The organism is Bradyrhizobium sp. U531, from assembly GCF_051710265.1.
Taxonomy (GTDB): domain Bacteria; phylum Pseudomonadota; class Alphaproteobacteria; order Rhizobiales; family Xanthobacteraceae; genus Bradyrhizobium.
Window position 1 is genome coordinate 869139 of record NZ_JASVEN010000001.1, and the last position, 18695, is coordinate 887833.

General features: G+C 65.2%; 23 protein-coding genes and 1 tRNA gene. 20 read left to right on the plus strand and 4 right to left on the minus strand.

All coding sequences use genetic code 11. The features are described from left to right. Nucleotides 1–88: 88 nt before the first annotated feature. From QRQ56_RS04370 to QRQ56_RS04430, 13 genes are all read left to right on the plus strand, one after another. Nucleotides 89–598: a DUF6163 family protein gene (locus QRQ56_RS04370; RefSeq protein WP_438737827.1), complete on the plus strand. Its 510-nt coding sequence runs from the start codon at nt 89–91 to the stop codon at nt 596–598. 507 nt (nt 599–1105) lie between these two features. Continuing rightward, a complete protein-coding gene (ldtR, locus tag QRQ56_RS04375) occupies nt 1106–1624 on the plus strand; it encodes a transcriptional regulator LdtR (RefSeq protein WP_106952563.1) in 519 nt (172 codons plus the stop codon). Between the two features lie 210 nt (nt 1625–1834). Further along, the gene (locus tag QRQ56_RS04380; RefSeq protein WP_438737830.1) at nt 1835–2071 is read left to right on the plus strand and encodes a hypothetical protein; all 237 of its coding nucleotides are present in this window, start codon (nt 1835–1837) and stop codon (nt 2069–2071) included. A 56-nt stretch (nt 2072–2127) separates the two neighbouring features. Beyond that, nucleotides 2128–2349, plus strand: a complete 222-nt coding sequence (locus QRQ56_RS04385) for a hypothetical protein (protein ID WP_014494771.1) — start codon at nt 2128–2130, stop codon at nt 2347–2349. A gap of 270 nt (nt 2350–2619) precedes the next feature. Next, nucleotides 2620–3918 (plus strand): serine hydroxymethyltransferase, encoded by a 1299-nt coding sequence (gene glyA / locus QRQ56_RS04390; RefSeq protein ID WP_438737832.1) that lies wholly within the window; start codon nt 2620–2622, stop codon nt 3916–3918. A gap of 30 nt (nt 3919–3948) precedes the next feature. Further along, complete coding sequence (nrdR, locus tag QRQ56_RS04395; protein WP_007603426.1) at nt 3949–4431, plus strand: transcriptional regulator NrdR; 483 nt, start codon at nt 3949–3951, stop codon at nt 4429–4431. Continuing rightward, nucleotides 4428–5588: a bifunctional diaminohydroxyphosphoribosylaminopyrimidine deaminase/5-amino-6-(5-phosphoribosylamino)uracil reductase RibD gene (gene ribD, locus QRQ56_RS04400; protein WP_438737834.1), complete on the plus strand. Its 1161-nt coding sequence runs from the start codon at nt 4428–4430 to the stop codon at nt 5586–5588. The genes nrdR and ribD overlap by 4 nt, the downstream gene beginning before the upstream one ends. After that, complete coding sequence (locus tag QRQ56_RS04405; protein WP_438737836.1) at nt 5588–6196, plus strand: riboflavin synthase; 609 nt, start codon at nt 5588–5590, stop codon at nt 6194–6196. Before ribD ends, QRQ56_RS04405 begins: the two co-directional genes overlap by 1 nt. A 154-nt stretch (nt 6197–6350) precedes the next feature. Then, nucleotides 6351–6842 carry a 6,7-dimethyl-8-ribityllumazine synthase gene (gene ribH / locus QRQ56_RS04410; RefSeq protein ID WP_438737838.1) on the plus strand — a complete coding sequence of 164 codons (492 nt, stop codon included), beginning with the start codon at nt 6351–6353 and terminating at the stop codon, nt 6840–6842. A gap of 4 nt (nt 6843–6846) precedes the next feature. After that, nucleotides 6847–7341, plus strand: a complete 495-nt coding sequence (nusB, locus tag QRQ56_RS04415; protein WP_438737839.1) for a transcription antitermination factor NusB — start codon at nt 6847–6849, stop codon at nt 7339–7341. A 139-nt stretch (nt 7342–7480) separates the two neighbouring features. After that, nucleotides 7481–8479 carry a thiamine-phosphate kinase gene (gene thiL / locus QRQ56_RS04420; RefSeq protein ID WP_438737841.1) on the plus strand — a complete coding sequence of 333 codons (999 nt, stop codon included), beginning with the start codon at nt 7481–7483 and terminating at the stop codon, nt 8477–8479. Between the two features lie 234 nt (nt 8480–8713). Beyond that, nucleotides 8714–10834: a sodium-translocating pyrophosphatase gene (locus tag QRQ56_RS04425; protein ID WP_438737843.1), complete on the plus strand. Its 2121-nt coding sequence runs from the start codon at nt 8714–8716 to the stop codon at nt 10832–10834. Between the two features lie 102 nt (nt 10835–10936). Beyond that, a complete protein-coding gene (locus tag QRQ56_RS04430; protein WP_008129438.1) occupies nt 10937–11092 on the plus strand; it encodes a hypothetical protein in 156 nt (51 codons plus the stop codon). A gap of 33 nt (nt 11093–11125) precedes the next feature. Here QRQ56_RS04430 and QRQ56_RS04435 read toward each other — a convergent pair whose 3' ends face one another. From QRQ56_RS04435 to QRQ56_RS04450, 4 genes are all read right to left on the minus strand, one after another. Further along, entirely contained in the window at nt 11126–11542 is a 417-nt protein-coding gene (locus tag QRQ56_RS04435; RefSeq protein WP_438740066.1) for a carboxymuconolactone decarboxylase family protein, read from the minus strand. Continuing rightward, a complete protein-coding gene (locus tag QRQ56_RS04440) occupies nt 11481–11909 on the minus strand; it encodes a MerR family transcriptional regulator (RefSeq protein ID WP_438737845.1) in 429 nt (142 codons plus the stop codon). Before QRQ56_RS04440 ends, QRQ56_RS04435 begins: the two co-directional genes overlap by 62 nt. 209 nt (nt 11910–12118) lie before the next feature. Beyond that, nucleotides 12119–13117 carry a Bug family tripartite tricarboxylate transporter substrate binding protein gene (locus tag QRQ56_RS04445; RefSeq protein WP_438737847.1) on the minus strand — a complete coding sequence of 333 codons (999 nt, stop codon included), beginning with the start codon at nt 13115–13117 and terminating at the stop codon, nt 12119–12121. 206 nt (nt 13118–13323) lie between these two features. Continuing rightward, nucleotides 13324–13809, minus strand: coding sequence for an outer membrane protein assembly factor BamE (locus tag QRQ56_RS04450; protein WP_438737848.1), 486 nt, complete (start codon nt 13807–13809; stop codon nt 13324–13326). A gap of 98 nt (nt 13810–13907) precedes the next feature. On the opposite strand from QRQ56_RS04450, the gene QRQ56_RS04455 reads away from it, so the two are divergent. From QRQ56_RS04455 to QRQ56_RS04485, 7 genes are all read left to right on the plus strand, one after another. Further along, the gene (locus QRQ56_RS04455; RefSeq protein WP_438737850.1) at nt 13908–14459 is read left to right on the plus strand and encodes a ubiquinol-cytochrome C chaperone family protein; all 552 of its coding nucleotides are present in this window, start codon (nt 13908–13910) and stop codon (nt 14457–14459) included. Beyond that, on the plus strand, nt 14456–15025 hold the full coding sequence (locus tag QRQ56_RS04460) for a YceD family protein (RefSeq protein WP_438737851.1): 570 nt from the start codon (nt 14456–14458) through the stop codon (nt 15023–15025). The genes QRQ56_RS04455 and QRQ56_RS04460 overlap by 4 nt, the downstream gene beginning before the upstream one ends. A 297-nt stretch (nt 15026–15322) precedes the next feature. After that, nucleotides 15323–16384, plus strand: a complete 1062-nt coding sequence (gene plsX, locus QRQ56_RS04465) for a phosphate acyltransferase PlsX (RefSeq protein ID WP_438737853.1) — start codon at nt 15323–15325, stop codon at nt 16382–16384. After that, entirely contained in the window at nt 16381–17361 is a 981-nt protein-coding gene (locus QRQ56_RS04470; RefSeq protein WP_438737855.1) for a beta-ketoacyl-ACP synthase III, read from the plus strand. Before plsX ends, QRQ56_RS04470 begins: the two co-directional genes overlap by 4 nt. Before the next feature lie 134 nt (nt 17362–17495). Next, nucleotides 17496–17837, plus strand: coding sequence for an integration host factor subunit alpha (locus tag QRQ56_RS04475; RefSeq protein WP_018456841.1), 342 nt, complete (start codon nt 17496–17498; stop codon nt 17835–17837). Nucleotides 17838–17861: 24 nt separating this feature from the next. Then, a complete protein-coding gene (locus QRQ56_RS04480) occupies nt 17862–18443 on the plus strand; it encodes a MerR family transcriptional regulator (RefSeq protein WP_438737857.1) in 582 nt (193 codons plus the stop codon). 127 nt (nt 18444–18570) lie between these two features. After that, nucleotides 18571–18648, plus strand: a tRNA-Pro gene (locus tag QRQ56_RS04485). Nucleotides 18649–18695 lie beyond the last annotated feature (47 nt).

Here is an 18695-nt window from a genome sequence, read left to right on the forward strand (position 1 = left end):
CTCGCATGGTTCCCGTCACCGCGGCTTGACCTGCCGCAAGGGATAGCAGCCGATTGATTTTGCAGGGCGAAGCAGCCAAAAGGGGCCCATGTCCGAGATCTCAACCCGCGATGCGGCCCGCGACAACGCCAGGGACGCTGCCAGGGACACCGCCAGAGAGACCGCGCGGGAGAGCGCCATGTCGGTCGCCGCGATCTCGTCGGAGCGGGCCGAGTCCGACGACAATGTCTGGACGCGCCGCCTCGTGCTGTTTCTGCGGGTGATGGCGCTGCTCTCGATCCTGAAGGGTCTCTATCACTGGGCGCAGGTCACCGGCTTCGTCGGCGGCGAGGACGAGGCGTTCGAGAACCAGTCGATGGCCTGGCAGGCGTCGACCGTCTACTTCGCGGTGATCGAGCTCGTCGCCGCGGTCGGGCTGTGGCTGGCGACGCCGTGGGGCGCGGTGGTGTGGCTGACGACCGTGGTGTCGATGGCGGTGATAGAGCTGATGTTCCCGGGGATTTACGGTGGCAGCCTGATCGTCGTCGGCGTCGAGGCCTTCATGCTCGCCGCCTATCTCGCGCTCGCCTGGATGGCCGCGCGCGAACGGCCGCCATAGCGCAAGCGTCGCGATCAACAATGCTCTCGTGCCCCGGACGCAGCGCAGCGCTACTTCAGCGGTGCGCTGCTGAGCCGGGGCCCATCTCTCCAAATTCTCGCTTGCGGCTTTCTGGGTCCCGGATCTTCGCTTCGCTCGTCCGGGACACGGGAGCGGAGTTGTGCCCGGTTGGTTGACCGTTAGTTGCGTAAAATTTGCCGTTACTTTTCGCTAACCAGCCGGTTCCGCCACAGGCCTTACGCGCCCGTTTCGAAACGGAGCGGGGCTGTTCTGGAATGCGACAGTTGCGGCGGACGGAGGGTGAACAGGACCTTGCGAAGGTCAACAGAGGCTTTCGAAAAGTGCTTGTGGCACAGGCTTAATCCGCAATTCACTCTCTTAAATTCATGATCTCTTTATTCTCTTATTTAAGCCGATCTTCAAACGCGCCCCTTAAGTTGCACCTATCAGGCGGGACACAAGTTTCGTCGAATAAGTGTCGATAAAAACGACAACAGGGGAAGTGTCATGATGAAAGCCGTCGCAACTGCGGCAGATACCGCAGAGCGCGTCTCCGGCCAGCAGGGTTCGGTGCAGTCGCTCTATCTGGAAGCTTTGACTCTGGTGGAGCGGCTGCATCGCCGGCTCCTCGACGTGATCAAGGACGAATTCGATCGCCGCGGCCGTGCGGACATCAACTCGGTGCAGGCGCTCTTGCTCTACAACATCGGCGACAAGGAGCTGACCGCTGGCGAGCTGCGCACGCGCGGTTACTATCTCGGCTCCAACGTCTCCTACAATCTGAAGAAGCTCGTCGAGCTCGGCTTCCTCGATCATCAGCGCTCGCGCGTTGATCGCCGCTCGGTGCGCATTCGCCTGACGCCGCAGGGCCAGGAAGTCCGCCGCATCGTCGATACGCTCTACCAGAAGCACGTCAAGACGGTCGAGCAGGTCGGCGGCATCTCGGGCGAGGAGTTCTCGACCCTGAACAAGTCGCTGCATCGCCTCGAGCGGTTCTGGACCGACCAGATCCTGTATCGCCTCTGAGACTTCCAACGAACAAGGCCAAGCCGGCCCACAACAAGACCGGCAAGCCTGCCAAACGTGCCTGACTTCCCCAAGCGCGCCGGCCCGGAGTTGCCCCCGGGCCGGTGCGTTTACGTTTTTGCACCTGCGAAAAAAGTCGCTGAAGCGGGGAACCAGTTCCGGGTCCGGCGCTTATCTCCTTCGGATCGATGGCGATCGGAGAACTTGGCGATGCTGGTCGAGCGCGGGCTTCAGGCGATGAACGTGGAACTCGTGAGCGAGGCCTACGCCATCGCCGCGAATTACCTTCGCCGGTCCGGGGCCATCCCCGATACGCTCGTCACCAACGAAGGCCTGCTCGAAGTCATCATCAAGCTGCTCCAGCACGGCGAATTCAACAAGATCAGGCTCGCCAACAAGGCGATCTCGAGGTTCGAGGCGCAGGCCCGGCCCCGCGCGGTTGCCTGATCAACGCCCAAGACATCGACATCAAGTCAAAAGACATCGACCAACCAGAGGATGCCATGGAAGCCGCCATCGACCGCATCATGCAGACCTATGACCTGCTCGCCAACCGCACCGCCGCGGCCAGCGAGGAGGCGAGGGCCAAGGTCACGAACTACCTCAATACCCTGATGGAAGCCGGCGAGAAGGACCCTCACAGGCTGACGGTCTGCGGGCTGACCTATTTGCGCCAGCTCGACGGCAGCGTGGACCCCGTGAAGGCGGGGTATACCGGGCTGTAGGAGAAAGCCGACCCCGCTCGGGCGGGAGAGGGCGGCTGGTTAAGGGTCCGAAACGGACCCTTCGGAGGCGTCGGGGCGGGCCAGTTCGAAAGAACTGCCTGCCGGCCATATCCCCCAATCCCCCACCACATCTTGCACAAATATCCGCCCCGACCCGCAACTACTTGGCCAGTTGCGGGCGATGTGGTAGATCGCGCTCGCCGCTTCCGATCGCCACACCAGACCGCCCGTAGCCCGCCAAAAGGCTGCGGCGGTGGAGATATTCGCAAGATGACTGCACCCAAGACCGCCTCCGCCCCCGATTCGTTTTTCAGCGCCTCGCTCGACCAGGCCGACCCGGAAATCGCAGCCGCCATCAAGGGCGAGCTCGGCCGGCAGCGCCATGAAGTCGAGCTGATCGCCTCCGAGAACATCGTCAGCCGGGCCGTGCTGGAAGCGCAGGGTTCGGTCATGACCAACAAGTACGCAGAGGGTTATCCGGGCGCGCGCTACTACGGCGGTTGTGAGTGGGTCGACGTCGCCGAGAACCTCGCGATCGATCGCGCCAAGAAGCTGTTCGGCGCGGGCTTCGCCAACGTGCAGCCGAACTCCGGCAGCCAGATGAACCAGGCGGTGTTCCTGGCGCTGCTGCAGCCCGGCGATACCTTCATGGGTCTCGATCTCGCGGCCGGCGGCCATCTCACCCACGGCTCGCCCGTCAACATGAGCGGCAAATGGTTCAAGGCCGCGCACTACACCGTGCGCCGCGAGGACCAGATCATCGACATGGATGCGGTCGCCAAGCAGGCCCAAGAGGTCAAGCCGAAGCTGATCGTCGCCGGCGGCTCGGCCTATTCGCGCGCCTGGGATTTCAAGCGCTTCCGCGAGATCGCCGACAGCGTCGGCGCCTACCTCCTGGTGGACATGGCGCACTTCGCCGGCCTCGTCGCCGGTGGCGTGCATGCCTCGCCCGTGCCGCATGCCCACATCACCACGACGACGACCCACAAGTCGCTGCGCGGCCCGCGCGGTGGCCTGATGCTGTGGAATGACGAGGCGCTGACCAAGAAGTTCAATTCGGCGATCTTCCCGGGGCTGCAGGGCGGCCCGCTGATGCACGTGATCGCGGCGAAGGCGGTTGCCTTCGGCGAGGCGCTGCGTCCGGACTTCAAGGTCTACGCGAAGAACGTCGTCGAGAACGCCAAGGCGCTGGCGGAAGCCATGAAGAGCCATGGCTTCGACATCGTCTCCGGCGGCACCGACAACCATCTGATGCTGGTCGACCTCCGCCCGAAGGGCCTGAAGGGCAACGCCTCGGAGAAGGCGCTGGTTCGCGCCGCCATCACCTGCAACAAGAACGGCATTCCCTTCGACCCGGAGTCGCCGTTCGTCACCTCCGGTATCCGTCTGGGTACGCCGGCGGCGACCACGCGCGGCTTCGGCGTCGCCGAATTCCAGCAGGTCGGCGGCATGATCGCCGAGGTCCTCAACGCGATCGCGCAGTCATCGGACGGCAAGGCGCCGCTGGTGGAAGCTGCGATCAAGGAACGGGTCAAGGCGCTGACCGATCGATTCCCGATCTATCAGTAAGACCAAGAAAAACCGGTTAAGGTCCAACGGATGCGCTGCCCGAACTGCAACAGTCTCGATACGCAGGTAAAGGACTCGCGTCCGACCGAGGATTCTTCCGTCATCCGCAGGCGGCGCGTGTGCGTCGCCTGCAATTTCCGCTTCACCACCTTCGAGCGCGTGCAGCTGCGCGAGCTTACGGTGATCAAGCGCAACGGCCGCCGCGTGCCGTTCGATCGCGACAAGCTGATGCGCTCGGTTTCGATCTCCTTGCGCAAGCGGCAGGTCGAGCCGGAGCGGGTCGAGAAGATGGTCTCCACCATCGTGCGCGAGCTCGAGACCGGCGGCGAGGCCGAGATCTCCTCGGAGGTGATCGGCGAGACCGTGATGGAGCATCTGCGCACGCTCGACGACGTCGCCTATGTGCGCTTCGCCTCGGTCTATCGCAATTTTCGCGAGGCCAAGGATTTCGCCGACGTGCTCGGCGAGCTCTCCGGTGAGGAGGAAGCGCGGCTCGCCGCGATCCGCAAATGATCTTCCGTATCCTGGAAGACCAGTTCGCGCAGAAGGCCCGCGAGGCCAAGGACGCCGATTTTCGTTTCATGCAGCTGGCGCTGACGCTGGGTCGGCGCGGGCAGGGACGCACCTGGCCCAATCCGGCGGTCGGCGCCGTCATCGTCAAGGACGGCATCATCGTCGGCCGCGGCTGGACGCAGCCGGGCGGGCGGCCGCATGGCGAGCCCGAGGCTTTGCGGCGGGCCGGCGAGGCCGCACGCGGCGCCACGCTTTACGTCACGCTCGAGCCATGTTCGCATTTCGGCAAGTCGCCGCCTTGCGCCGATGCGGTGATCGCTGCCGGCATCAAGCGGGTGGTCGCGGCGGTCGAAGATCCCAATCCGGAGGTCGCAGGGCAGGGCCATGCACGCCTGCGCGCGGCCGGCATCACGGTAGATGTGGGCCTGTGCGCGGCGGAGGCTGCGTTCGACCATGCCGGGCATTTCCGCCGCATCAGGGATCACCGTCCGCATGTGATCCTCAAGCTCGCGGTCTCGCCCGACGGCAAGATCGGCGCCGCCGGCGGCAAGCCGGTCGCGATCACCGGGGAGGCGGTGCGCGATCGCGTGCATCTCCTGCGCGCGCAGAGCGATGCCATCCTGGTCGGCATCGGCACGGTGCTGGCGGACGATCCGCAGCTCAATTGTCGCCTGCCGGGCATGGAAGGGCGTTCTCCGGTGCGCGTCGTTCTCGACCAGAGCCTGCGTATTGCAGCCTCCAGCCAGCTTGTTCGTTCCGCGCGCGAGACGCCGCTCTGGGTGATCGGCTCGGAGCTTGCGGAAGCAGCTGCCGCAACCCGCCTTGGCGCGGCCGGTGCGCAAATCATGCGCATGCCTCCGAATGGTGCGTCCGGCCTCGACCTTCCGGCCGTGCTGCGTGCGCTCGCCGAGAAAGGCATCACCCGCCTGATGGTCGAGGGCGGCAGCCGCGTGGCGGCATCGTTCGTCACGGCTGACCTCGTCGACGAGATCTGGCTGTTCCGCGGCGTGGAAGCGGTGGGCCCTGACGGCGTCGATGCGCTCGATGCATTGCCCCTGTCGAAAATCACGCAGTCGCAGGCCTACAAGGTTCATGCTAGCGAGACATTCGACCAGGATACTTCAAGAGATACTCTCACCATCTACGAGCGCGCGTAATGTTCACCGGCATTGTCACCGACATCGGGGAGATCGTCAGCTTCACGCCCGTGGCGCAGGGCCAGCTGCACCGGCTGCGCATCGCCTGCAGCTATGATCAGACCACGATCGCCGACGGCGCCTCGATCGCCAGCAACGGCGTCTGCCTGACTGTGGTCGCCTCCGGCGTCGCGGGCGGCAAAACCTGGTATGAGGTCGATGCCGCCGCGGAGACGCTGGCGCTGACGACGGCGAAGCACTGGAAGCTGGGCACGAAGCTCAACCTCGAGCGCGCGCTGAAGATCGGCGACGAGCTCGGCGGCCATATCGTGGCCGGCCATGCCGACGGCATCGCGACCATCGTCAGCCGCGAGGACCTGCCCGACATGGCGCGGTTCGAGCTGTCGACCACGCGGGAGCTGGCGCGGTTCATCGCCACCAAGGGCTCGATCACGCTCGACGGCGTCTCGCTGACGGTCAACACGGTCAAGGACACGACCTTTTCGGTGCTGATCATCCCGCACACGCTCGAGGTCACCACGATTGGTGGCTGGAAGGCCGGCAGCGAGGTGAATATCGAGGTCGATCTGATGGCCCGCTATGCGGCGCGGCTGACGGAAATGACGTGACGGCCGAGCCGTCATTCCGGGGCGATGCGAAGCATCGAACCCGGAATCTCGAGATTCCGGGTTCGCTTCGCGCCCCGGAATGACAGTTTCTAACTTGGCTTATGTGCTTGCGGCGACTACATAACGCGCCGACCCCCTAGAACGGATCTTAACGATGGCTGACGCACGGCGTGCCCCCCTGAAGGACCAGACCGACATTTCCGGCGCACGCGCGCTGATTGTCGAGGCGCGGTTCTATGACGATCTCCAGGATGCGCTTCTGGAAGGCGTGATCGCCGAGCTGAAGTCGGCGGGCGTGACCCATGACGTCATCACGGTTCCGGGCGCGCTGGAAATCCCGGCGGCGGTGGCGATCGCCATCGACGCCGCCGCGGCGAACGGCAAGCCTTACGACGCCGCGATCGCGCTCGGCTGCGTCATCCGCGGCGACACCATCCATTTCGAGATCGTCTCGCAGGAATCCTCGCGCGCGCTGATGGATCTCGCGGTGTCGCGAAAACTGCCGCTGGGCAACGGCATCCTCACCGTCAACAATGAGGACCAGGCCTGGGCGCGAGCGCGCGCCAGCGAGCTCGACAAGGGCGGCGATGCCGCGCGCGCGGCACTTGCGATGCTGCGCATCAAGCGCCGTCTGGCGCGGGCCTAGAGCCATGGCTGACGCGAAAAAGCCGACGGGGCCCACGGAGAAGAAAGCGAACCGTCGCGGTGCGGCGCGGCTCGCGGCCGTGCAGGCGCTCTACCAGATGGACATCGCCGGCGCCGGCATCAACGAAATCTTCGCCGAGTTCGAGAGCCACTGGCTCGGCAACGAGGTCGAGGGCGACACCTATTTGCCGGCGGAAGCTGCCTTCTTCCGCGACGTCGTCTCCGGCGTCGTGCGCGACCAGAAGAAGCTCGATCCCTTGATCGACGAGGCGCTGTCGAAGGGCTGGCCGCTCAAGCGGATCGAGGCGATCCTGCGCGCGGTGCTGCGGGCAGGGGCCTATGAGCTGGAGCACCGCAAGGACGTCCCGGGCCGGGTCGTCATCTCCGAATATGTCGACGTGGCCAACGCCTTCGTCGACCGCGAGGAGACCGGCATGGTCAACGCCGTGCTCGACCAGATCGGCCGCCAGTTCCGCGGCGACGAGTTCGGGCGGGGGTAGCCCCGCACATCCCGCTGTCATGCCCCGCGAAGGCGGGGCATCCAGTACGCCGCGGCAGCGGTTGTTGAAAGCGGCGTCTCGGCGGACTGGATCGCCCGGTCGAGCCGGGCGATGGCAGCGGAGTGTAGGGCCGACATCGATGACGACGCCGCAAAACCCCTCCGCCGAAGACAGCCTCATCGCGCGCTATTTCAAGCCGCTGGCGACCGATCCCGGTGCATTCGGGCTGGTCGATGACGCCGCGGTGCTGTCCGCGTCCGGCGAGGACATCGTCGTCACCACCGACGCCGTGGTCGAAGGCGTGCACTTTCTTGCCACCGACCCGCCCGGCACCATCGCGCGAAAAGCGCTACGGGTGAACCTGTCGGATCTCGCCGCCAAGGGCGCGGTGCCGGCCGGCTTCGTGCTGACGCTGGCGCTGCGCAGCAAGGAGGATGGCTGGCTACGGCCCTTTGCGGACGCGCTCGGCGAGGACGCCAGGGAATTCGCCTGTCCGCTGCTCGGCGGCGACACCGTCTCGACGCCGGGTCCGCAGATGATCTCGATCACTGCCTTCGGCCGGGTGCCGAAGGGGCGGATGGTGGGCCGGACCGGCGCGAGGCCGGGCGACCGCATTCTGGTGACGGGCACGATCGGCGATGCCGCGCTCGGCCTCGACGTGCTCACCGGCGGCCCGGTCGCGGCGGCACTTGCGGCCGATCCCGCCGCCGCGGAGGCGTTGGCCTCGCGCTACCGTGTGCCGCAGCCGCGCAACGTGCTGGCGCCGGCCGTGCGCGATCATGCGACCGCGGCGATGGACGTGTCCGACGGCCTCGCCGGCGATCTGGTGAAGCTCTGTGCGGCCTCCGCCGTCTCGGCCACGGTCGACGTGACGAGCCTGCCGCTCTCGGCCGCGGCCGCAAGCCTCGTCGCCCGCAAAGCGGTTTGCGTCGAGACGCTGCTGGCGGGGGGCGACGATTACGAGGTGCTGTGCACCGCTCCGCCGGCGCAAGCCGATGCGCTGATCGCGGCGGGGCGGGCGGCCGGCCTTGCCGTCACGGCGATCGGCACGATCGTCGCAGGGCAACAGGGGGTGCGCTTCCTGGACGGGCAGGGCCAGGAACTGGTTCTGAAGCGGCTGTCCTACAGCCACTTCTAGGAATCGCTCCAAACCGGCATCTTAGTTCTCAGCACCTGATCCTAAATACCTGCCGAGATCGGCGTTTTCGCCCCTATCCGGCGTTGCACCCTCAATTTGATTTTGGCAAGCTTGTGCACGACTGAGGCCGCCCCTTTTGGGCAAGGGGCGGCTTTGTTCGAAATCAAGGCGCCGCACCGCACGACGGACAACAAAGGCGCCGGGGGTACATCAAGGATCTGAGGCAAACATCACATGACAGCATTATGGTTGATTGTGCTCTGCGGAGTGCTTTCCGTCGTCTACGCGATTTGGGCGACGTCTTCGGTGTTGAGCGCGGATGCGGGGTCGCCGCGCATGCAGGAGATCGCGGGAGCGGTCGCTGAGGGGGCACAGGCGTATCTGCGGCGCCAGTACACGACGATCGGCATCGTCGGCGTGGTCATCTTCGTCTTGCTCGTCTATTTCCTCGGGATCTACGTCGCCATCGGTTTTCTGATCGGCGCCGTCCTGTCGGGGGCGGCCGGCTTCATCGGCATGAACGTCTCGGTCCGCGCCAATGTGCGCACCGCGCAAGCGGCGACGACGTCGCTCGCCGGCGGCCTCGAGCTGGCCTTCAAGGCAGGCGCCATCACCGGTATGCTGGTGGCAGGTCTCGCGCTGCTCGGCGTGACGCTCTATTTCGGCTTCCTGGTGCATTCGCTGAAGCTTGCGCCTGACAGCCGAACCGTCATCGACGCCATGGTGGCGCTCGGCTTCGGCGCCTCGCTGATCTCGATCTTCGCCCGTCTCGGCGGCGGCATCTTCACCAAGGGTGCGGACGTCGGCGGCGATCTCGTCGGCAAGGTCGAGGCCGGCATTCCCGAGGACGATCCGCGTAACCCCGCGACCATCGCCGACAACGTCGGCGACAACGTGGGCGACTGCGCCGGCATGGCCGCGGACCTGTTCGAGACCTATGCGGTGACCGCGGTCGCCACCATGGTGCTCGCCGCGATCTTCTTCGCCAAGACGCCGATCCTCGCCAACATGATGACGCTGCCGCTCGCGATCGGCGGCATCTGCATCATCACCTCGATCATCGGCACTTTCTTCGTCAAGCTCGGGGCGAGCCAGTCGATCATGGGCGCGCTCTACAAGGGCCTGATCGCAACCGGCGTCCTGTCGCTGATCGGCATCGCCGGCGTGATCTACAGCCTGATCGGCTTCGGCAAGCTCGATGGCGTCGACTTCACCGGCATGGCGCTGTTCGAATGCGGCGTGGTCGGTCTCGTCGTCACCGCGCTGATCATCTGGATCACCGAATACTACACCGGCACGGACTATCGTCCGGTGAAGTCGATCGCCCAGGCCTCGGTGACCGGTCACGGCACCAACGTGATCCAGGGTCTCGCCGTCTCGATGGAAGCGACCGCGCTGCCCGCGATCGTCATCATCGCCGGCATCCTGGTCACCTACAGCCTTGCCGGCCTGTTCGGCATCGCGATCGCGACCGCCACCATGCTGGCGCTGGCCGGCATGGTCGTGGCGCTCGACGCCTTCGGCCCGGTGACGGACAACGCCGGCGGCATCGCCGAGATGGCGGGCCTGCCGAAGGAGGTGCGCAAGTCCACCGACGCGCTCGATGCGGTCGGCAACACCACCAAGGCGGTGACGAAGGGTTACGCGATCGGCTCCGCCGGTCTCGGGGCCCTCGTGCTGTTCGCGGCCTACAACCAGGACCTCAAGTTCTTCGTTGCAGACAGCGCGCATCATCCCTACTTCGCCGGCGTCAACCCGGACTTCTCGCTGAACAACCCTTACGTCGTGGTGGGCCTGCTGTTCGGCGGCCTGCTGCCGTATCTGTTCGGCGCGATGGGCATGACCGCGGTGGGTCGCGCGGCGAGCGCGATCGTCGAGGAGGTCCGGCGCCAGTTCCGCGAGAAGCCGGGCATCATGCAGGGCACCGACAAGCCTGACTATGGCAGGGCGGTCGACCTGCTGACCAAGGCGGCGATCAAGGAGATGATCATCCCCTCGCTGCTTCCGGTGTTGTCGCCGATCGTGGTCTACTTCCTGATCTACGCGATCGCGGGCGGCGGGGTGGCCGGCAAGTCGGCGGCGTTCTCGGCCGTCGGCGCCATGCTGCTCGGCGTGATCGTGACGGGCCTGTTCGTCGCGATCTCCATGACCTCGGGCGGCGGCGCCTGGGACAACGCCAAGAAGTACATCGAGGACGGTCATTTCGGCGGTAAGGGCTCTGATGCCCACAAGTCGGCGGTGACCGGCGACACCGTCGGCGATCCCTACAAGGATACGGCGGGCCCCGCGGTGAACCCGATGATCAAGATCACCAACATCGTGGCTCTGCTGCTGCTGGCGATCCTCGCGCACTGAGCTACGCAACAAGGTAAGAGAAAACCCCGCGGTGCGAGCCGCGGGGTTTTTGCTTGGTAAGAACCTCGTTCGCGCCCTACGAACAAACACGGAGATCAATCCATGTCGCTCTCATCCGCCCGGAATTATGCACTCCGCGCCGCCAAGTCGCAGGACCAGAAGGAGGCCGCCGAATTGTTGTCCAAGGCCATCCTGGAGCTCGCGCTGGCGATCGAGGCCACCGATGCCAAGGTCAAGAAGATCAACAAGTCATCCTAAAGCGCGAGGTGGCCGCACGACTCCAGCACCGGTTCACGCCTTGGCTTCCGATCCTTGCTCAGTCCTCCGCGCGAACACCTCCTTCGCTGCAAACAGACCGTTGAGCGCGGCCGGGAAGCCGGCATAGACGGCCATCTGCATGAGGATCTCGACAATCTCCTCACGGCGGAGCCCGACATTCAGGCCTGCCTCGATATGCACCTTGAGCTGGGGAGCGGCGTTCCCCATCGCCGCGAGCGCTGCGATCGTCGCGATCTCGCGCGAACGGACGTCGAGCCCGGGCCGTGAGTAGATGTCGCCGAATGGAAATTCGAGAATATAGGTGGCGAAGTCCGGGGCGATGTCGCCGAGCGCCGCCACGACCTTATGGCCGGCCTCTCCGTCGATTTCAGCGAGTGCGCGCCGACCGCGCTCCAACCGGCTTTCGCCGGCGTTGGGGAAGTGTTGCATCATAATCCTTCATCCTCTGTTCCGTTTCGGCATAACCGCCGATCTTGGTGTCGAGGACGAGAAGACAGGCATTCAGCTCGTCGACGCGGGCCCGTACGCTTTCGCGGTGCCGCTCCAGCAGCGCGCGCCGCTCGGCCTCGGTGCCGCTGCCGCGATCCCGGAGCTCCGCGTAAAGCAGCATGTCCCGGATCGGCATGCCCGTCGTCTTCAGGCGGCCGAGAAACTCGATCCAGACCAGGATCGAGGGATCGTAGTCACGTCGGCTGGATCGGTCCCGATCGGCGTAGGGCAACAACCCGATCCGCTCGTAGTAGCGGATCGTATGGGCCGTCAGTCCTGAACGCTTTGCGAGTTCGCCGATCTTCATGTCTGTCTCTCATCACGACGCACGGAAACTACGAGTTTGAGTGCGCTCTAAGTCAAGAGACAATTGGGGTGATGTGGATTTCGCGTCGTAGGGCGGATTAGCGCAGCGTAATCCGCCATCTTGTTTGCCGATGCAATCGGCGGATTACGCCCCGCGACAGCGCTTCGCGCAGTCGCAAGGCTAATCCGCCCTACGGCTCCAATGCGCCGCTACTGCACGTCCATCTGCAGGCCTTCCTTCTGGATGATGCCGGCGAACTTCTTCGTCTCGGCGTCCACGAAGGCGGAGAACTGCTCGGGCGTGCCGTAGTCGGCGCGGGCGCCCATGGCGAGGATCTGCTTCTTGATGTCGTCGCGCTCCACCATCGCCTTGACCTGCAGATTGAGCGCGTTCAGCACTTCGGGCGAGACGCCCTTCGGCAGGAACACCGAGAACCAGGACGAGACGTCGAAATTCGAAAGCTCCGGCGCGCTCTCGCGCATGGTCGGCAGGTCCTTGGCAAGGTCGCTGCGCTCGGTGGTGGTGACGCAGAGACCGTTGAGCGTGCCGTTCTGCACCTGCGGCAGGCTGGGATAGAGATTGTCGAACAGGATCTGGATGTCGCCGGCGAGCGCGGCCTGCAGCGCGGGGCCGGCGCCGCGGAACGGGATGTGCGTCATCTTCAGCCCGGTGAGCTGCAGGAACCAGGCGCCGGTGAGGTGAGGGCTCTGGCCGACGCCGGAGGAGGCGTAGCTGAGCTTGTCCGGATTGGCCTTCAAATAGGCGATCAATTCGGGGATCGACTTGATGCCGGTCTTCGGATGCGCCGACACGATGTTCGGGATCCGGATCATGTTGGAGACCGGCTGAAGCTGGTCCGGCTTGTAGGTGAGATTCTTGAAGATGCTGTAGGCGATCGCGTTCGGACCGGGATTGCCGATCAGGATGGTGTGGCCGTCAGGCTTGGAGCGGACCACCTCGGCGGTGCCGATGGTGCCGCCGCCGCCGGAGCGGTTCTCCACGACGGCCGACTGGCCCCAGGCGGTTTGCAGATGCGCGGCCAGGAGCCGGCCCATCACGTCGGTCGAGCCGCCGGCTGCGGCCGGCACCACGAGACGAACGTTTTCGGTGGGCTTCCAGTCCGCAAGGCTCGATCGCGGCAAAATCGCTGCGGCTGAAAGACCGGCGGCGCCGGCGAGCACGTGACGACGGGACAAAGTTCTGGGCACGAATCCACTCCCTGCTTCTTTCTTTGCAGCGAGCCTAGGAAACCGCAGGTGCGACGGCAAGTCGCGCGCGGCCGTGAGTGCCGCGCGAAGGGCGGCACGACGCCGCAGGCGAGGGGGCATATGCCTTCCCGCGGAATTGGAAGGCGCATCCAGATGCTTGGCCTGAAGCGTTGTCCGGCTGCGACGCCGACAACGCCTGCGCAGGCTCAGTTGAAGCTGATCAGCTTGAAGATCGGTGCGAGGTAGCTCATCTCCTGACCCGATGTCGCCGTGGTGCGGCTGATGAAGTCGAAGATCTTGCCGTCCTGCAGGCCGTAATTCGCAAGCCGCCGGACGCGCCGGGTCTTGTCGAAATAGATCGCGATCACGCGCTGATCGACCACCTTCTGGTTCATGAAGGCAACCATGCGCTCCGAACGCTGGGAGATGTAATAGAACACTTCACCGTCGAGGGTGGCGACCGTGGAGGGCGTGCCCATCACGATCAGCACCTGGTCCTGGCTGGCGCCGATCGGAATCTGCTCCAGCGCGCCCGGCGGCAGGATGTAGCCCTTCTGGAATTGCTCGCCGGAGCAGCCGGCGAGGGCGGCGCCGACCAGGGTCACGGCCGCGAGCATGCGGAAGGCCCGCCAGCGTGCATGAAGGCCGCGCCGCTTGTCTGCGCGCGGGCTGGTCTGGTTCGTTATCGTCATAGCGGAACTGATTCCGTCCCCTTGCGTCGCGCGAGGCGCTGAAGTACCGGGCTGAGGCTCCGAATGCAACACGCGCGCGCCCGCTTGCGGAAACCACAATGCTTTGGCCGTTCAATCACTTCAGGAAACCCCGGCTAACCCCGCCGGGCACCATTGAAGCCATCTATGGCATGATCGTGACGCAGGCGCGAGAACCCATATTTTACCGCGACTTGAGCGTCCCCGATACGGTTAACGGTCGTTTCGACCTGTTGCTGCTGCATCTCTGGCTGCTGCTGCGCCGCCTGCGAACGGTTCAGGGCGCCAACGAACTGTCGCAGGCGCTGTTCGACCGCTTCTGCGAGGACATGGACGACAATCTGCGCGAGATGGGCGTGGGCGACCAGACCGTGCCGAAGCGGATGCGGGCCTTCGGCGAGGCCTTTTACGGCCGCGTCCAGGCCTACGACCAGGCCGTGGCCGCCGGCGGCGAGGCCCTGGCAGAGGCCATCTGCAAGAATATCTTGAACGGGACCGGCCTGGACCAGGCCCGGCGGCTCGCTGCCTATGCCAGGGCGAGTGAAGCCGCGCTCGGCCAGACCGGCGAGGCTGCGCTGCTGCAGGCCTCCTTCAGGTTTCCTCCAGCGCTTTCCGAGGACGTCACGCCATGAGCCGACCAAAGACCGGATCCGAGCCCGATCCCTGGAGGGTGCCCGTCATCGTGGCGCAGATCCCCGATACCGGCCTGCATCGCGAGTTGGTGGCGTCCGCCGCGGAGCGGCAGGCGATTGCGGAGGTTGCCGGCCTGCGCGAGGTGCTGTCCGTCCGGGCCGAATTCGATGTGGTGCCCAAGAGCGGCAGCCGCCTTCAGGTGACCGGCAGCGTCCGGGCCCGAATCGGCCAGACCTGCGTGGTCACTCTCGATCCGATCGAGAGCGAGATCGATGAGGAGGTGGACCTGGTGTTCGCCCCCGAGGCCGAGGCGCGGCGCCTGGCCGACCTGATCGAGGAGGGCCGGGACGGCGAGGAGCCGCCGGCGGTCGCCGACCCGCCGGAGGCGATCATGGGTGGCATCATCGACCTCGGCCGGCTCGCCACCGACGCCCTGTTCCTGGCGATCGACCCCTATCCGCGCAAGGAGGGCGCCGTGTTCGAGGCGGAGGTCACCGCCCCCGATCCGGAGGACCATCCGTTCGCAGCGTTGAAGGCGTTGCAGGACAACAAGAAGGACCAATAGCCGGCTTTCCCGTGTAATCGTCCTGCAAGGGCGCGCGAGGCATCTGCCCGGATGGTTTCAAAGATTTATATATCTGCCTGATTTCAATATGTTTCTTGCCAATTCCGGGGTTGGCGGCCGGATCGCCCTGAAAGCAAAAGGCTGGGGGCAAGAGGTTGTTTCGGGGTAACAAAACGCTATTGTCGCGCCCCGGTTCGGGTGCGGCGTGGCGCTCGGTCGGTCGCCATGTCCGTGGCGAACCCATTCTGCGGCCCCGCTCGTTCAAGACCGCACCAGATCAGGTTTTCCAGGACTTTTATGCCAAGCAAGGTTCGCATTGCGCTTGACGCCATGGGAGGCGACGCCGGCGCCGCCATGGTCATTCCGGGCGCGGCCATCTCGCTTGGCAGGCATCGCGACACCGAATTCCTGCTGGTCGGGGATCGCGCCAAGATCGAGCCCGAGCTCGACCGGCACCCGGAGCTGAAGGCGGCCTCGAAGATCGTCCACACGGACATTGCCGTCAGTGGTTCGGACAAGCCGAGCCAGGCGCTGCGACGGGGCCGCAGGACGTCCTCGATGTGGATGGCCATCGACGCGGTGAAGCAGGGCGAGGCGGATGTCGCGGTTTCCGCGGGCAATACCGGCGCGCTGATGGCGATGTCGCGCTTCCATCTGCGCACGCTCAAGGGAATAGATCGCCCGGCGATCACGGGGGTATGGCCGACCAGGCGTGGCGAATCCGTCGTGCTCGATCTCGGCGCCACCATCGGCGGTGATGCGCACCATCTGGTGTCCCTCGCCATTATGGGCGCCGCGATGGCGAGCGTGCTGTTCAACAAGCCGCGCCCCACGCTCGGCCTGCTCAATATCGGGACCGAGGAAATCAAGGGGCACGAGGAGATTCGCGAGGCCGGCGAAATCCTGCGCATCAGGAACCTGCCGGAGCTCGATTATATCGGCTTCGTCGAGGGGGACGGCATCGGCAAGGGCGTCGCAGACGTGATCGTGACCGAGGGTTATGCCGGCAATATCGCGCTCAAGGCCGCCGAGGGAACCGCACGGCAGATGGCCGAATTACTCCGCAACGAGATGAAACGGAGCTGGCTGTCCAAGCTCGGCTATCTCTTTGCCCGCGGCGCCTTCCAGGCCCTGCGCGACAAGATGGACCCGAACAAGTCCAATGGCGGCGTTTTCCTGGGCTTGAACGGGATCGTGGTCAAGAGCCATGGCGGAACCGGCGCCGAAGGCTTTGCCTCTGCGATCGATGTTGGCTATGAGATGGCTCACTACGATCTCCTGAACAAGATCAATCAGATGCTCAACCGCGAGGGTGGTGCACTTAATTCCGTGCAGGCCGCGCAGGAGGCTGTTTCGTGACTCAAATTCGTTCGGTCGTGCTGGGCTGCGGCTCCTATTTGCCGGAGCAGGTGGTGACCAACGCCCAATTGGCGGCGCGTATCGACACCTCCGACGAGTGGATCGTGCAGCGCACCGGGATTCGCGAGCGGCACATCGCGGCCGAGGGCGAGTTCACCTCGCACCTCGCCGTCAGGGCGGCGCAGGCCGCGCTCAGCGATGCGGGCCTCGACGCGCAGTCGATCGACCTGATCGTGCTGGCGACCTCGACGCCGGACAACACCTTCCCCGCGACCGCCGTCGCCGTGCAGAACGCGCTCGGCATCAACCACGGCGCGGCCTTCGACCTTCAGGCGGTGTGCTCGGGCTTCGTGTTCGCGCTCGCCACCGCCGACAATTTCCTGCGCACCGGCGCCTTCAAGCGCGCGCTGGTGATTGGCGCGGAGACCTTCTCGCGCATCCTCGACTGGAACGACCGCGGCACCTGCGTGCTGTTCGGCGACGGGGCCGGCGCGGTCGTGCTCGAGGCGCAGGCGCAGCCGGGCAATGCGGCGACCGATCGCGGCATCGTCACCACTCACTTACGCTCCGACGGCCGCCACAAGGCCAAGCTGTTCGTCGACGGCGGACCGTCCTCGACCCAGACCGTCGGGCATCTGCGCATGGAGGGCCGCGAGGTCTTCAAGCATGCGGTCGGCATGATCACCGACGTGATCGTCGATGCCTTCCAGGCGACCGGGCTCAGTGCCGAGACCATCGACTGGTTCGTGCCGCACCAGGCCAACAAGCGAATCATCGACGCCTCCGCGCACAAGCTGCACATCGCGCCCGAGAAGGTGGTGCTGACGGTGGACCGTCACGGCAACACCTCGGCGGCCTCGATTCCGCTGGCGCTGGCGGTGGCGCGCAAGGACGGCCGCATCAAGAAGGGCGATATGGTGCTGCTGGAAGCCATGGGCGGCGGATTCACCTGGGGCTCCGCGCTCGTGCGCTGGTAGAGCCACAGTCGATAAAATTTTGCCGGAATCAGCGTCGATTATCGATGCGTCTGCATTGATGAGCGCTGTTGACCGCCGTAACGTAAGCTCATAATTTCAGACAACAATTGTTCGCCGTGATGTGGGGCAGGGCGATGACCGATCAAAGTAAAACCGTAACGCGTGTCGATCTCTGCGAAGCCGTCTACCAGAAGGTGGGCCTGTCGCGGACGGAATCGTCCGCCTTCGTGGAACTCGTGCTGAAGGAGATCACCGACTGCCTGGAGAAGGGCGAGACGGTGAAGCTGTCCTCGTTCGGGTCCTTCATGGTGCGCAAGAAGGGCCAGCGCATCGGCCGCAACCCGAAGACGGGCACCGAGGTGCCGATCTCGCCGCGGCGCGTCATGGTGTTCAAGCCGTCGGCGATCCTCAAGCAGCGGATCAACGCCCAGCACCGCACCAACGGGGACGCCAGCAAGGCGCAACCCGAGGCGTAACCGCCTTTCGAAAAGGATTGGCATTTGGACAAGGCGCCGGATGCGTTCCGAACCATCAGCGAAGTAGCGCAGGAGCTCGATATCCCGCAGCACGTGCTGCGGTTCTGGGAGACCCGCTTCTCCCAGATCAAGCCGATGAAGCGCAGCGGCGGCCGCCGCTATTACCGCCCTGATGACGTCGACCTGCTCAAGGGCATCCGCCGGCTGCTGTACGGCGAGGGCTACACCATCCGCGGCGTGCAGCGGATCCTCAAGGAGCACGGCGTCAAATCGGTGCAGGGCCTTGCCGACAGCGCCGCCGCGGTCTCGTTCGGCGCCATCGAGGATGCCATCGGGGCGAGCCTGATGGAGCCCGACGACGAGGAGGCGCCGATCAAGGGCGTCGCCGACAGCGACGATGACGACTACCAGGGCGACGAAGAGGAAGGCATCGACTTCCGCTTCACCGAGGTCGACGACGAGGAAATCCTCACCACCTTCCGCAAGGGCGGCACTCCCGCCGCACCCGCCGGCCCAAGCGCGCTGGACCGCGAACGGCTGGGCCGGGCGCTCGCCGACCTCGTCGCAGCCAGGGAAATGCTGGATCAGGCCCTGAACGAGGTGTAGGGGCGGTCTTCGGACCGCCTGCGGCCAGTTCCCCGGCGCTTTGGCCTCCGAGCCGATCGAGGAGAGGCGCCAAAATGGCGTCGCTCGCCTTGCGCATCGCGCCGATCCTAGCTAATGGAACGACGTTCGGAGCGTGGCGCAGCCCGGTTAGCGCACTAGTCTGGGAGACTAGGGGTCGGAGGTTCAAATCCTCTCGCTCCGACCATTTTTTCAAGGCAGCTGTTGGTGGATTGAACGTCGGCGTGGAGCCTG

Coding starts and splice junctions, on each gene's coding strand:
- QRQ56_RS04435 (WP_438740066.1), bottom strand. CDS start 11,542: ATGCAACACTTCCCCAACGCCGGCGAAAGCCGGTTGGAGCGCGGTCGG.
- QRQ56_RS04425 (WP_438737843.1), top strand. CDS start 8,714: ATGACAGCATTATGGTTGATTGTGCTCTGCGGAGTGCTTTCCGTCGTC.
- ribD (WP_438737834.1), top strand. CDS start 4,428: ATGATCTTCCGTATCCTGGAAGACCAGTTCGCGCAGAAGGCCCGCGAG.
- QRQ56_RS04450 (WP_438737848.1), bottom strand. CDS start 13,809: ATGACGATAACGAACCAGACCAGCCCGCGCGCAGACAAGCGGCGCGGC.
- QRQ56_RS04430 (WP_008129438.1), top strand. CDS start 10,937: ATGTCGCTCTCATCCGCCCGGAATTATGCACTCCGCGCCGCCAAGTCG.
- nrdR (WP_007603426.1), top strand. CDS start 3,949: ATGCGCTGCCCGAACTGCAACAGTCTCGATACGCAGGTAAAGGACTCG.
- ldtR (WP_106952563.1), top strand. CDS start 1,106: ATGATGAAAGCCGTCGCAACTGCGGCAGATACCGCAGAGCGCGTCTCC.
- plsX (WP_438737853.1), top strand. CDS start 15,323: ATGCCAAGCAAGGTTCGCATTGCGCTTGACGCCATGGGAGGCGACGCC.
- ribH (WP_438737838.1), top strand. CDS start 6,351: ATGGCTGACGCACGGCGTGCCCCCCTGAAGGACCAGACCGACATTTCC.
- QRQ56_RS04405 (WP_438737836.1), top strand. CDS start 5,588: ATGTTCACCGGCATTGTCACCGACATCGGGGAGATCGTCAGCTTCACG.
- nusB (WP_438737839.1), top strand. CDS start 6,847: ATGGCTGACGCGAAAAAGCCGACGGGGCCCACGGAGAAGAAAGCGAAC.
- thiL (WP_438737841.1), top strand. CDS start 7,481: ATGACGACGCCGCAAAACCCCTCCGCCGAAGACAGCCTCATCGCGCGC.
- QRQ56_RS04380 (WP_438737830.1), top strand. CDS start 1,835: ATGCTGGTCGAGCGCGGGCTTCAGGCGATGAACGTGGAACTCGTGAGC.
- glyA (WP_438737832.1), top strand. CDS start 2,620: ATGACTGCACCCAAGACCGCCTCCGCCCCCGATTCGTTTTTCAGCGCC.
- QRQ56_RS04475 (WP_018456841.1), top strand. CDS start 17,496: ATGACCGATCAAAGTAAAACCGTAACGCGTGTCGATCTCTGCGAAGCC.
- QRQ56_RS04370 (WP_438737827.1), top strand. CDS start 89: ATGTCCGAGATCTCAACCCGCGATGCGGCCCGCGACAACGCCAGGGAC.
- QRQ56_RS04440 (WP_438737845.1), bottom strand. CDS start 11,909: ATGAAGATCGGCGAACTCGCAAAGCGTTCAGGACTGACGGCCCATACG.
- QRQ56_RS04385 (WP_014494771.1), top strand. CDS start 2,128: ATGGAAGCCGCCATCGACCGCATCATGCAGACCTATGACCTGCTCGCC.
- QRQ56_RS04455 (WP_438737850.1), top strand. CDS start 13,908: ATGCTTTGGCCGTTCAATCACTTCAGGAAACCCCGGCTAACCCCGCCG.
- QRQ56_RS04460 (WP_438737851.1), top strand. CDS start 14,456: ATGAGCCGACCAAAGACCGGATCCGAGCCCGATCCCTGGAGGGTGCCC.